We start from the raw sequence: 13,176 nt of genomic DNA, 5'->3' as shown, positions 1-13,176 counted from the left end.
CTTGATCAGCACAGCTGACTGAGCAAACGCTCAGTCGGTGGCCGATTGTTCCAGACGTACGACGACGGACTTGCTGGCCGGCGTGTTGCTGGTGTCGGCGGTGGCGTCCAGCGGGACCAGCACGTTGGTCTCCGGGTAGTAGGCGGCCGCGCAGCCGCGCGCCGTCGGGTAGTGCACGACGCGGAAGCCGGGCGCACGCCGCTCGACGCCGTCCCTCCACTCGCTGACCAGGTCGACGTAGGAGCCGTCGGGGAGCTTGAGTGCCTGCGCGTCCGCGGGGTTCACGAGCACGACCCGGCGGCCGTTCCTGATGCCCCGGTAGCGGTCGTCGAGGCCGTAGATCGTGGTGTTGTACTGGTCGTGCGAGCGCAGCGTCTGCAGCAGCAGGCGGCCCTCGGGCAGTTCCGGGTACTCGACGGGTGCCGCGGTGAAGTTCGCCTTGCCGGTCGCGGTCGGGAAGCGGCGCTCGTCGCGGGGGGCGTGCGGGAGGGCGAAGCCGCCGGGGTGGGCCACGCGCGCGTTGAAGTCCTCGAAGCCGGGCACGACGCGGGCGATGCGGTCGCGGATCGTGGCGTAGTCCTTCTCGAACTCCTCCCACGGCACGGTGTTCTCCTCGCCGAGCACGCGGCGGGCCAGGCGGCAGACGATGGCCGGTTCGGACAGCAGGTGGGTGCTCGCGGGCTCCAGGCGGCCGCGGGAGGCGTGCACCATGCCCATGGAGTCCTCGACGGTCACGAACTGCTCGCCGCTGCCCTGGAGATCGCGCTCGGTGCGGCCGAGGGTGGGCAGGATCAGGGCACGCGCGCCCGTGACGGCGTGCGAGCGGTTCAGCTTCGTCGACACGTGCACGGTGAGGCGGGCGCGCCGCATGGCCGCCTCGGTGACCTCCGTGTCGGGGGAGGCGGAGACGAAGTTGCCGCCCATGGCGAAGAAGACCTTCGCCTTGCCGTCGCGCAGGGCGCGGATGGCCTGGACGACGTCGTAGCCGTGCTCGCGCGGCGGCGCGAAGCCGAACTCCTTCTCCAGGGCGTCCAGGAAGGCGGGGGCGGGGCGCTCGAAGATGCCCATGGTGCGGTCGCCCTGCACGTTCGAGTGGCCGCGCACCGGGCACACGCCCGCGCCCGGGCGGCCGATGTTGCCGCGCAGGAGAAGGAAGTTGACCACTTCGCGGATGGTCGGCACGGAGTGCTTGTGCTGGGTGAGGCCCATCGCCCAGCACACGATGGTGCGCTTCGAGGCGAGCACCATGCCGAGGGTCTGCTCGATCTCCGCGCGCGTGAGGCCGGTGGCGGCGAGCGTCTCGTCCCAGTCGGCGGCGCGGGCCGCCTCGGCGAACTCCTCGTAGCCGTGGGTGTGTTCGCTGACGAAGGCGTCGTCGACCGCGCCGTCCGTCTCGAGGATCAGCTTGTTGAGGAGGCGGAAGAGGGCCTGGTCGCCGCCGATGCGGATCTGCAGGAACAGGTCCGTGAGGGCGGCGCCCTTGAGCATGCCCTGCGGGGTCTGCGGGTTCTTGAACCGCTCCAGGCCCGCCTCCGGGAGCGGGTTGACGCTGATGACCTTTGCGCCGCCCGCCTTCGCCTTCTCCAGGGCGGAGAGCATGCGCGGGTGGTTCGTGCCCGGGTTCTGGCCGGCGACGATGATCAGGTCGGCCTTGTACAGGTCCTCGAGCAGGACGCTGCCCTTGCCGATGCCGATCGTCTCGTTCAGTGCCGAACCGGACGACTCGTGGCACATGTTGGAGCAGTCGGGCAGGTTGTTGGTGCCCAGCTGCCGCGCGAACAGCTGGTAGAGGAAGGCCGCTTCGTTGCTGGTGCGTCCCGAGGTGTAGAAGAGGGCCTCGTCCGGGGAACCCAGTGCGGCGATCTCCTCGGCGACGATGTCGAAGGCGCGCTCCCAGGTCACCGGCTCGTAGTGGGTGCCCCCTTCGGGGAGATGCATGGGGTGCGTGAGGCGCCCCTGCTGGCCCAGCCAGTAGCCGCTCCTGGTCGCCAGGTCGGCGACGGAGTGCGCGGCGAAGAACTCCGGGGTGACCCGGCGCAGGGTGGCCTCCTCGGCCACCGCCTTCGCGCCGTTCTCACAGAACTCCGCCTTGTGCCGGTGCTCCGGCTCCGGCCAGGCGCAGCCCGGGCAGTCGAAGCCGTCCTTCTGGTTCACGCTCAGCAGCGTCAGCATGGTGCGCTTCACCCCCATCTGCTGCTGGGCGATGCGCAGGGTGTGCCCGATGGCCGGCAGTCCCGCCGCCGCGTGCTTCGGCTCGGCGACCTGCGGCGCGTCCTGAACCGGATCGCCCTTGGGCGGCTTCGTCGCCATCGCGCACTCTCCTTCACCTACACGTGCGAGCTGTGTCTTCGATCCTCGCACGCGCCGGTGACAGCCAGGGTGCCAGGGCGTGCGAGGTCCGACTGTCAGTGGCTCATGGCAGGATCGGGGATGTGGCAGAGACAGCAGCGAAGAAGACCGAGAAGACCGCCGGCGGCAACCCGCGGCCCCGCCTCATGCTCATGGACGGGCACTCGCTGGCGTACCGCGCGTTCTTCGCGCTGCCCGCGGAGAACTTCACGACGGCGACGGGCCAGCCGACGAACGCGATCTACGGCTTCGCGTCGATGCTGGCCAACACCCTGCGCGACGAGGAGCCCACGCACTTCGCGGTGGCCTTCGACGTCTCCCGCAAGACCTGGCGCTCCGAGGAGTTCACGGAGTACAAGGCGAACCGCTCCAAGACCCCGGACGAGTTCAAGGGCCAGGTCGAGCTGATCGGCGAGCTCCTCGACACGATGGCCGTCTCCCGGTTCGCGGTCGACGGCTTCGAGGCGGACGACGTCATCGCCACGCTCGCCACGCAGGCCGAGGCCGAGGGCTTCGAGGTGCTGATCGTCACCGGCGACCGCGACTCCTTCCAGCTGGTCACCGAGAACACGACGGTGCTGTACCCGACGAAGGGCGTCTCGGAGCTGACCCGGTTCACCCCGGAGAAGGTCTTCGAGAAGTACGGGTTGACGCCCGCGCAGTACCCCGACTTCGCGGCCCTGCGCGGCGACCCGTCCGACAACCTGCCGGGCATCCCGGGCGTGGGTGAGAAGACGGCCGCGAAGTGGATCAACCAGTTCGGTTCGTTCGCGGAGCTCGTCGAACGCGTCGAGGAGGTCAAGGGCAAGGCCGGGCAGAACCTGCGCGACCACCTGGAGGCCGTCAAGCTCAACCGCCGCCTGACCGAGATGGTGCGCACGGTCGAGCTGCCCAAGACGGTCGCCGACCTCGAGCGCGCCCCGTACGACCGCAAGGGCGTCGCGATGGTCCTCGACACCCTGGAGATCAGGAACCCCTCGCTGCGCGAGCGGCTGCTGGCCGTCGACCCGGGTGCCGCGGAGGCCGAGGAGACCCCGGTGGTCGCCGACGGCGTGGAGCTGGACGGCACGGTGCTCGGCACCGGCGAGCTCGCGCCCTGGCTCGCCGAGCACGGCACCGAGACCCTCGGTGTCGCCACGGTCGACACCTGGGCGCTGGGCACCGGCTCGGTCGCCGAGGTCGCGCTCGCCGCGGCCGGGGGAGCGGCCGCCTGGTTCGACCCCTCCCAGCTGGACGAGGCCGACGAGACGGCGTGGGCGGCCTGGCTCGCCGACGCGGCGAAGCCCAAGGTGCTGCACAACGCCAAGGGCGCCATGCGCGTCTTCGCCGAGCACGGCTGGAGCGTCGCCGGCGTCGCCATGGACACCGCACTCGCCGCCTACCTGGTCAAGCCGGGCCGCCGCTCCTTCGACCTGGACGCGCTCTCCCTGGAGTACCTGGGCCGGGAGTTGGCGCCCGCCGCCGCGGCCGACGGGCAGCTGGCCTTCGGTACGGACGACGGCGCCGAGGCCGAGGCCCTGATGATCCAGGCCCGCGCCGTCCTCGACCTGGGCGAGGCCTTCACCGGCCGCCTCCAGGAGGTCGGCGCCGCGGACCTGCTCGGCGACATGGAGCTGCCCACCTCCGCCCTGCTCGCCCGCATGGAGCGGCACGGCATCGCGGCCGACCGGGCACACCTGGAGGCCATGGAGCAGATGTTCGCGGGCGCCGTGCAGCAGGCGGTGAAGGAGGCGCACGCGGCGGCGGGGCACGAGTTCAACCTGGGCTCGCCCAAGCAGCTCCAGGAGGTCCTCTTCGGCGAGCTGGGCCTGCCCAAGACGAAGAAGACCAAGACCGGCTACACCACGGACGCCGACGCCCTGGCCTGGCTGGCGACGCAGACGGACAACGAACTGCCGGTCATCATGCTCCGCCACCGCGAGCAGGCGAAGCTGCGGGTGACGGTCGAGGGCCTGATCAAGACGATCGCGACCGACGGCCGCATCCACACCACCTTCAACCAGACGGTCGCCGCGACGGGCCGGCTGTCCTCCACCGACCCGAACCTGCAGAACATCCCGGTCCGCACGGACGAGGGCCGGGCCATCCGCCGCGGCTTCGTGGTCGGCGAGGGCTTCGAATCCCTCATGACCGCCGACTACAGCCAGATCGAACTGCGCGTGATGGCCCACCTCTCCGAGGACGAGGGCCTCATCCAGGCGTTCACCTCCGGCGAGGACCTGCACACCACCGCGGCCTCCCAGGTGTTCGCCGTCGAGCCCGCCGCGGTCGACGCGGAGATGCGGCGCAAGATCAAGGCGATGTCGTACGGCCTGGCGTACGGCCTGTCGGCGTTCGGCCTGTCCCAGCAGCTGAACATCGACGCGGGCGAGGCGCGTGCCCTGATGGACGCGTACTTCGAGCGCTTCGGCGGCGTACGGGACTATCTGCGCCGGGCGGTCGACGAGGCGCGGGCGACGGGCTACACGGCCACGCTGTTCGGGCGCCGCCGCTATCTGCCCGACCTCAACAGCGACAACCGCCAGCGCCGCGAGGCGGCCGAGCGCATGGCCCTCAACGCCCCCATCCAGGGCACCGCGGCGGACATCGTCAAGATCGCCATGCTCAAGGTGGACAAGGCCCTCACCGAGGCCGCGCTCAAGTCCCGGATGCTCCTCCAGGTCCACGACGAAATCGTCCTGGAGATCGCCCCCGGCGAGCGCGCGGCCGCGGAGGAGATCGTCCGCCGCGAGATGTCCGACGCGGTCCACCTGAACGTCCCGCTGGGCGTCTCGGTGGGCGCGGGTCCCGACTGGGAATCGGCGGCGCACTAGCTGCCGGCGGTTGGGCGGAGGGTTCGTACTTGCCGTACGGCAGGGCAACGGGCCCTCCGCCCTGCTGCACCACCGCCCGCCCCGCACAACCGTCGGCCCAAGCCCCGCAGGGCACCGTCACTCACGTGGCCCCCGCAAAAGCGCCCCGCGCCCCCTTCTCCCGTAAGGATGCGGGCATGGGTATACGCATGCTCAACCGCCGACCGGCGAGAGCGCAGGCGAGTGCCGAAGTGGCGCCCGCCGTGCCACCCGCAAAGGTGCCGGTCTTCGCAGCATCCGCAAGCACCGCCCGCATCCCCACCGACCTCACCACGGTCCTGCGCCGCACCGCGGCGGACCTCGGGCGCAGACTCGCCGGTGCGGGTGAGCCGCCCGTCTGGCGGCTGTGGGCCGGGCTGGGCCGCAGCTACCTCGCCGGACTTCTCGTCCGCGTCCGCCGCAGCCGCCCCGCCCGCACCGTCACCGTGTTCGCCGTGACCGCCGGCACCCTCACCGACCGGCCGGACGGCCCCGCCCCGCGCTGACCGGCTGCGGCGGCCCGGCGGACGGCACCGGGCGCCACACCCGCACCCCGACCGCGTACAGCAGCAGCCCCAGCACCAGCCCGGCGCCGGCCCCGAAGCACACCGTCGGGATCAGCTCCCAGGGCTTCGCCGTCGACCCCCAGTAGGCCCACCAGTGCGTCGCCCGCTCCACGGCCGCGACGCCCGCGCTCCCGCCGATCACGGCAACGGCCCACCACCGGTCCCGCACCGACAGCACCGGGACCCGCTCCGAGGCGGAGCCCGGCGGTACGCGGCGCAGCGCCCGCCACAGCCACACGGCGATCACGACCGCCGCCACCACCGAACCCCCGTACTGCAGGTACCAGTACAAAGGAGAGCCCGCGACCTCCCGGCCCAGTACGGGAAACAGTCGCATCCCCCAGCGGTCGAGATGCGTGAACGCGTCCCACACGACATGCGTCAGCGCGCCCAGCGCCGCGGACGCATACCACCGGGCCACCAGCGACGGCCGTACGCGCGCGCGTGGCGCCCCGCACCGCACCAGGGCCGCCGGTCGCGCCTGCCGGGCCCGCGGCAGCAGGGCCACCACCGGCTCGCGCACCAGCAGCCACAGCCCCACCAACGCCCAGGCCACCAGCACGTCGACCGTGAAGACGCCGGGGAAGGAGTGCGTGACGTCCCCGAACTCCATCGCACCGGACACCGCACTCGCCGCGTAATAGGTCATGTCGGGCGCGAAGGAACCCGCCACCAGTACGGCGGGAATCAGCCGACCTCGGCCGCCTCCGTCGGGTCGCACGGCGGGCAGCACGGCCGCCGCATGGCTCAGGGTGAACGGCAACGGGGCTCCTCACGCCGGGCGTTGCCCGGACCGCCGGCCCGGGTGATCGGTTTTACGGTCCAGTATGCGGGCCCGGCTGTTGCGCCAACCGCACATGGCCAACCGGTGAAAACCGGGCACGGACGGGTGCCTGGGGAAAGCAAGTTGCCGTAGGGTCGCCTGAGTTGCCGTGCCGGGCGCGCGGTCGAACTGACGAACAGGCGAACAGCACACGAAAAGCGTCCCCGCGGGGGCAACCAGCACCGTGGGTCGATCGTCACAACAAGGCGAGCAGGCAGACAGAGACGGGCGCTCGGGCGTCCACGGGAGGGGTTCACTCTATGGCGGCGCAATTCGGCCGGAGGCTGGCCAAGGGAGCGGCAACCACCGCCGTGGCGGCCCTTGCGGTCGCAGCTCTGTCCGCGTCCCAGGCCCCTGGGGTCACGGTCGACGACCACGGCAGACAGACCGCCTCCGACGCCACGTCCTCACCCGACGCCACCGCCGACGCGGGCGCGGCGACCGGCAACTCGCCGTACTACACGGACCTGCCGCCGCTCAACAGCCCCAGCCCGTCCCCGAGTACGGGCACCGGCACCCCCGTCGCGCAGGGCGAGGCCGAGTCCGGCATTCCCGCCACCGTCCTGGACGCCTACAAGAAGGCCGAGACCGAGCTGCGCTCCTCCAAGCCCGGCTGCAACCTGCCCTGGCAGCTGCTCGCCGCCATCGGCAAGGTCGAGTCGGGCCAGGCCCGCGGCGGCCGCGTCACCGCGGACGGCACCACCGTCTCCCCGATCCTCGGCCCGCAGCTCGACGGCAACGGCTTCGCGCTCATCAAGGACACCGACGGCGGCGAGTACGACGGCAACAGCAGCTACGACCAGGCCGTCGGTCCCATGCAGTTCATCCCGTCCACCTGGGCGTGGGCGGGCCGCGACGGCAACGGCGACGGGGTCAAGGACCCCAACAACGTCTACGACGCCGCCCTCGCCGCCGGCCACTACCTGTGCCGCAACGGCTGGGACCTGTCGAACCAGTCCGACCTCAACAGCGCGATCCTCAGCTACAACAACTCGCAGGACTACCTGAACCTCGTCCTGTCGTGGCTGGAGTACTACCGCAAGGGCACCCACGAGATCCCGGACGGCTCCGGCTCCGTGCCCTCGGGCCGCAGCGACGACGACGAGAAGGCCAACCCCAAGCCGTCGCCGACGACGCCCTCGAAGCCGCCGACCACCCCCGGCTCCCCGAGCCCCAGTTCGCCGCCGTCGGACACCCCCAGCACCCCGTCGACGCCGGGCAGTCCGTCCCCCACGCCCACCGACACGGTGGACCACCTGGAGGACGCGGGCACCGCCAAGCTCACCGCGATGGCCGGCGACGCGTTCACCAAGAAGATCAGCACCAAGGCCGAGACCAAGGCCGGCAAGGCCGTCGCCAAGGTCCGCGTCCGCTTCACCCTCGTCGGCGACACCGACACCACCTTCACCGGCGGCGAGAGCGTCGCGACGGTCGTCACCGACAGCTCCGGCGTCGCGGTCGCACCCACCCTGCAGGCGGGCGAGAAGACCGGCGACTTCACCGTCCGCGCCACCGTCGTGGGCCGCGCGGTCACCGGCCTCGACTACACGGCCACGGTCACCGAGCGCGTCGCCGACACCGTCGTCCGCACCAGCGACACCACGATGACCTGCACCCCGGACGGCACGTTTGCCGACCAGGTCGAGGTGAAGGCCACCTACAAGGGCGCCGTCGCCGACAAGGTCGCGGTCACCGCCACCCTGATCAAATCGGTCCTCGACCCCACCGAGAACGACAAGGGCCCGTACTTCAAGGACGCCGACGGCAAGACCGTCCGCACCCTGACCGGCCTGAAGACGGACGCCAAGGGCCTGCTGACGCTGCCGAAGCTGTACTCGGACGACAACACCGGCACCTTCATGCTCCGCATCACCACCGCGGGCGGCGCGGCCATCAACGTCCCGCTGACCGTGAACGCGCCCGACTCCTCGGCCAGCCCGAGCCCGTCGGCAAGTCCCAGCGCGTAGTTCTCCGTCAGTTCTCCGTACGACGGCGGCGTCCTCTCGAGCAGAGGGCGCCGCCGTCGTTGTCTGTGCAACGTGTTCTCATCTCGCCCACCCGTTGCTACGGTGCCGGACCTGACGATGTATCAGTTCCAGTCGGCTCCACGTCCGTCGGGAGGCAGTCATGCGTGCCCTGATCGCCGCCGCGACCGGTCTCGCCCTCGCGTTCGCGTTGGTCTTCACGATCACCGCGATGGGCTCCCCGACCGGCAAGACGTCCCCGAAGCCGCTGCTGACGACGGTGCCCGCACACCCGTAACCGCCCGCCCGGGAGGCCGAGATGCGCCGCAAGGCCAGTCTGGTCCTGCTCGCCTTCGCCGTGTTCTTCGCGGCACTGTCCCCGCTGCTGCGCTGGTACGCCTTCCCGCGCCTGGCCAAGATCCCCGCGAACCAGTACCAGGACATGGTCCTGGAGGCGAAGGGCGCGACCCTCCTGGACTACGGCACGATGAAGGCGCGCAAGGTCTCCAAGGTCACCATCGTGCAGACCCTCAAGGGCAACGTGGAGGCCGCGCAGAAGATAGAGAGGACGGCGGGCCGGGACGTCGTCGTCTGGGACGGCCTCTCCTACGTCCAGGGACCCGACGGCAAGGTGGTCTCCAAGATCCCCGAGCGCTACATCTTCGACGCCCACAGCCAGGCCCCGGTCCACGCCACCGGCGAGATGGTCGACGGCGATCCGGTCAAGCGGACCGGCATCGAGTTCAAGTGGCCCTTCCTGACCCAGAAACGGGACTACGAGTACTTCGACGCCCAGACCCGCACCACCAACCCCATCCACTACAAGGGCACCCAGAACTTCCGCGGCCTGAAGGTCTACTACTTCGAGCAGACCATCCCCTGGACCAAGGTCGCGTTCCCCAGGACCATGCCGGTGAAGGGCATCACCCCCGAGTCGGTCGCCAAGACCGGCACCACCCGCTGGTACACCACGGTCCGCAGGTTCTGGGTCGAGCCCGTCACCGGCGCCCCCGTCTACGGCGAGGAGATCCACAAGGAGGAACTCCGCGGCGGCACCCTGCTCGGCGGCCGCGACAAGGTCACGGCCTTCGCCGGCCACGTGAAGATGCGCGAGGACTACATCGAGCACACGGTCGACCTGGTCAAGTCCAACCGCACCCTGGTCCTGCTGATGACGTCGTACCTGCCCTGGGGCTTCCTGGTCCTCGGCGCCCTGCTGCTTGGCCTGTCGCTGTGGCTGGAGGCCCGCAGCCGCCGCCCGGCCGACCCGGAACCGGCCAAGTCCTCGACGCCGGAACCGGTCAGCGCCTGAGCCGCGCGTTGGTGTACCGCGTCGGCTCGGCACTCGCGGGGTCCTCGGGCCACGGATGCTTCGGATACCGGCCGCGCAACTCCGCCCGTACGCCCTTGTAGCCGTCCTTCCAGAAGGAGGCGAGGTCGGCGGTGACGGCGGCCGGCCGCCCGGCGGGGGAGAGCAGATGCACGAGCAGCGGCACCCCCGCGACGGCGGGCGACTCCTGCAGCCCGAACATCTCCTGCAACTTCACGGCGAGAACGGGCTGTTCGGGATTGCCGTAGTCGATCCGGATCCTGGACCCGCTCGGTACGACGATCCGCTCCGGCGCCAACTCGTCGAGCCGCGCGGCCTCTCCGGAGGCCCAGGGCAGCAACCGTGCGAGCGCCTGCCCCGCATCGATCCGCGCAAGATGCGCGCGCCGCCGGGCCCGGCTCAACTCGGGCTCCAGACACTCGTCCACGCGCGCGTGCAGCGCATCGTCGGACACATCGGGCCACGGCTCCCCGAGATGCAGGCACAGGAAGGCCAGCCGCTGCCGCAGCACGAGGGCGTCGGGCGACCACCGCAGCAGCCCGAACCCTTCCTGCCGCAGCCCTTCGAGAAGCGCATTGCGTACGAGTACGGGGTCGGCGTCCGTCAGGGGGCGCACCGCGAGCTCGATCGCCCCCAGCCGCTCCACCTGCCGCGCCACGACGTCGCCGTCGGCCCAGTGGACCTCCTGGCTCTCGGAGTACAGCGACGCAGCCGCCGACCGGGCCGTCTCCTCGTCCACCACGGCAGCGAGCTGCACACGCGCGTGCCCCTTGCCGACGGGCCGGTCCGTGACGGCCATGGCGATCCACGGAGCACCGCGCAGGGGACTGGCGTCACCGAGTTCCGCGCGGGTGCCGGAGGCCATGAGATAGGAACCGCCGTCGGCTCGGGCGACGCGCTCGGGGAAGGCGAGGGCGGCGACGAGCCCGACCGTGCGGTCGTCCGCGCTGTACGCGGACGTGCGCTCGCCGTGTGCCTGCAGCCTCCGTACCTCCGCCCGCCACCGCCCCGCATAGGCGTCACCCCCACGCCGGGCGGCTCGCAGAGCGGCCGCCAGATCGTCCCCGTACTCCCTGGGTGCCTCCTCGGACAGAAGGGCGACCACCTCGGCGCCCCTGCCGGAGGTGTCCAGCAGCGCCCGCCCCAGCCGCGGATGCAACCCCAGCCGGGCCAGCAGAACCCCCCGCTCGGTGGCGTGACCGGCGGAGTCCACCGCCCCGATGGCCGTCAGCACCGCCCTCGCCGCCGCCATCGCTCCACCCGGCGGCGGATCCAGCAGCGCCAGTCCGGACGCGTCCGGATCGCCCCAGCACGCGGTCTGCAGGGCGAACGCCGTCAGGTCGGCCACCTTGATCTCCGGCGACGGGAAACGGGGCAGACGCGGGTCCTCGGCCTCCGCCCAGCACCGGTACACGGCCCCCGGCGCCTCGCGCCCGGCCCGCCCCGCCCGCTGCCGCCCGGCGGCCTGCGAGGCCCGTACCGTCGTCAGCGCGCTCAGCCCTCGCGCGTGATCGACCCGCGGCTCCCGCGCCAGCCCCGAGTCGACGACGACCCGCACCCCCGGAACCGTCAGCGACGACTCGGCCACCGCCGTCGCCAGCACCACCCGGCGCCGGGCGCCCGGAGCGAGCACCGCGTCCTGCACGGCAGCCGGCGCCCGCCCGTGCACCTGGAGAGCACCTCTACCTCACCCAGGTCCCCCAGCTGCCCGGCCACGCGCGCGATTTCGCCCACGCCCGGCAGGAAGCACAGCACGTCCCCGTCCCGCTCGGCCAGCGCCCGCCGTACCGTCGACGCCACATGCGTCAGCAGCGCCGGGTCCACCCGCATGCCGTGCGGCGGCCGTACCGGCCGTGCCGGAGGCGACCAGACCACCTCCACCGGATGCGAGACGCCCTCCGCCTCGACCACCGGCGCCCCGCCCAGCAGCCGCGCCCACCCCTGCGCATCCGTCGTCGCCGACGCGGCCACCAGCCGCAGCTCCGGCCGCAGGGTCTCCCGTACGTCCCACAGGAAGGCCGCCGTGGTGTCGGCGTCCAGATGCCGCTCGTGGCACTCGTCCAGCACCACCACGTCCACGCCGGCCAGCTCCTGGTCCCGCTGCAGCCGCTGCAGCAGCACACCGGTCGTCACGACCTCCACGCGCGCGCGGCGCCCCACGACCCGCTCGCCGCGCACGGTGTACCCGACGCTCTCGCCGGGCTTCTCGCCCAGCAGCCACGCCATCCGCCGGGCGGCCGCGCGCGCGGCGATACGGCGCGGCTCGGCGACGACCACGCGACGCGCCGGGCCGTCCCCGAGCAGCCCGGCCAGCTCCAGCGGCACCAGCGTCGTCTTGCCCGTGCCCGGAGGCGCCACGAGCACGGCCGTGCCGTGCCCGTCCAGGGCGTCGTTCAGGGCGGGCAGCGCACCGCGCACGGGCAGCGCGGCCAGGGCGTCGTAACGGATCACATGCTCAGTCTCGTACGCATACGAAGATGGCCGTCCCCGGAATCAGGTTCCCGCGCAACGGCGACCAGCCGCCCCACTCCGAGGTGTTCCAGGCCGGCCACTCCGGCTCGACCAGGTCGACCAGCCGGAAGCCGCCGGCCACCACGTCGCGCACCCGGTCGCCGATCGTCCTGTGGTGCTCGACGTAGACCGCGCGGCCCTCCTCGTCCTGCTCGACGTACGGCGTGCGGTCGAAGTAGGAGGCGGAGACGCTCAGCCCCTCGGGGCCGGGCTCGTCGGGGAAGGCCCAGCGGATGGGGTGCGTGACAGAGAAGACGAAGCGCCCGCCCGGACGCAGCACCCGCCGCACCTCGGTGAGCACGCGTACCGGGTCGGCGACGAACGGCAGCGCACCGTACGCCGAGCACGCCAGGTCGAAGGAGCCGTCCGCGAAGGGCAGCGCGCCCGCGTCGGCGCACACCAGCGGGAACGTTCGGCCGATGCGCAGCGCGTGCTGGAGCTGGCGGTGCGAGATGTCCAGGGCGACCGGGCGGGCGCCCTGGGCGGCCAGCCAGCGCGCGCACTGCGCCGCGCCCGCGCCTATCTCCAGGACGTCCCTGCCCTTCAGGTCCTCCGGTCGGCCCAGCAGCTCGGCCTCCACTTCGTCGAGGCCCTCGGGACCCCACACGAAGCGGTCGTCGCCGAGGAACGTGCCGTGCTCGACCTGGTATTCGTCCGCGTTCCTGTCCCACCAGCCACGGTTGGCACGGGCGCTCTCCGCGACGTCGGCCGCGCGCCGGGTGGCTTCCGGTTCGAACGCTTCGGGCTCTTGGATGATCGGCTCCCTCGTCGTACTCTTCCGTCACCTCGCTGACGCAGTCGG

At 71.9% G+C, this 13,176-nt stretch carries 8 protein-coding genes and 1 pseudogene; 5 read left to right on the top strand and 4 right to left on the bottom strand.

Annotation, left to right across the window (positions count from 1 at the left end; translation table 11 throughout):
- Window positions 1–30: 30 nt before the first annotated feature.
- Entirely contained in the window at window positions 31–2,310 is a 2,280-nt protein-coding gene (locus ABZ880_RS03350; RefSeq protein ID WP_361256077.1) for an FdhF/YdeP family oxidoreductase, read from the bottom strand.
- A 122-nt stretch (window positions 2,311–2,432) separates the two neighbouring features.
- Here ABZ880_RS03350 and polA point away from each other — a divergent pair, with 122 nt between their 5' ends.
- Both polA and ABZ880_RS03340 read left to right on the top strand, forming a co-directional pair.
- Complete coding sequence (polA, locus tag ABZ880_RS03345) at window positions 2,433–5,162, top strand: DNA polymerase I (RefSeq protein WP_361256074.1); 2,730 nt, start codon at window positions 2,433–2,435, stop codon at window positions 5,160–5,162.
- A 176-nt stretch (window positions 5,163–5,338) separates the two neighbouring features.
- Complete coding sequence (locus ABZ880_RS03340; protein ID WP_361256071.1) at window positions 5,339–5,686, top strand: hypothetical protein; 348 nt, start codon at window positions 5,339–5,341, stop codon at window positions 5,684–5,686.
- Here the strand turns inward: ABZ880_RS03340 and ABZ880_RS03335 are convergent.
- Window positions 5,652–6,509, bottom strand: coding sequence for a DUF4184 family protein (locus ABZ880_RS03335; protein WP_361256069.1), 858 nt, complete (start codon window positions 6,507–6,509; stop codon window positions 5,652–5,654). The two genes, ABZ880_RS03340 and ABZ880_RS03335, sit on opposite strands and share 35 nt — an antisense overlap.
- A gap of 320 nt (window positions 6,510–6,829) precedes the next feature.
- Here ABZ880_RS03335 and ABZ880_RS03330 point away from each other — a divergent pair, with 320 nt between their 5' ends.
- From ABZ880_RS03330 to ABZ880_RS03320, 3 genes are all read left to right on the top strand, one after another.
- A complete protein-coding gene (locus tag ABZ880_RS03330; protein WP_361256066.1) occupies window positions 6,830–8,536 on the top strand; it encodes a lytic transglycosylase domain-containing protein in 1,707 nt (568 codons plus the stop codon).
- Window positions 8,537–8,696: 160 nt separating this feature from the next.
- Window positions 8,697–8,831, top strand: a complete 135-nt coding sequence (locus ABZ880_RS03325) for an SPW_0924 family protein (RefSeq protein ID WP_361256064.1) — start codon at window positions 8,697–8,699, stop codon at window positions 8,829–8,831.
- A 21-nt stretch (window positions 8,832–8,852) separates the two neighbouring features.
- Window positions 8,853–9,845 (top strand): DUF3068 domain-containing protein, encoded by a 993-nt coding sequence (locus ABZ880_RS03320; RefSeq protein ID WP_361256060.1) that lies wholly within the window; start codon window positions 8,853–8,855, stop codon window positions 9,843–9,845.
- Here the strand turns inward: ABZ880_RS03320 and hrpB are convergent.
- Both hrpB and ABZ880_RS03310 read right to left on the bottom strand, forming a co-directional pair.
- Window positions 9,835–12,314, bottom strand: a pseudogene (gene hrpB / locus ABZ880_RS03315) (ATP-dependent helicase HrpB). The gene ABZ880_RS03320 and the pseudogene hrpB overlap by 11 nt on opposite strands.
- Window positions 12,315–12,318: 4 nt before the next feature.
- Window positions 12,319–13,131, bottom strand: a complete 813-nt coding sequence (locus tag ABZ880_RS03310) for a class I SAM-dependent methyltransferase (protein WP_361257059.1) — start codon at window positions 13,129–13,131, stop codon at window positions 12,319–12,321.
- Window positions 13,132–13,176: the final 45 nt, after the last annotated feature.

It is taken from the genome of Streptomyces sp. NPDC047043, from assembly GCF_040644055.1.
Classification (GTDB): domain Bacteria; phylum Actinomycetota; class Actinomycetes; order Streptomycetales; family Streptomycetaceae; genus Streptomyces.
The sequence above is the reverse complement of the archived record's forward strand: the minus strand, read 5'-3'. Positions and strand labels throughout refer to the sequence as shown.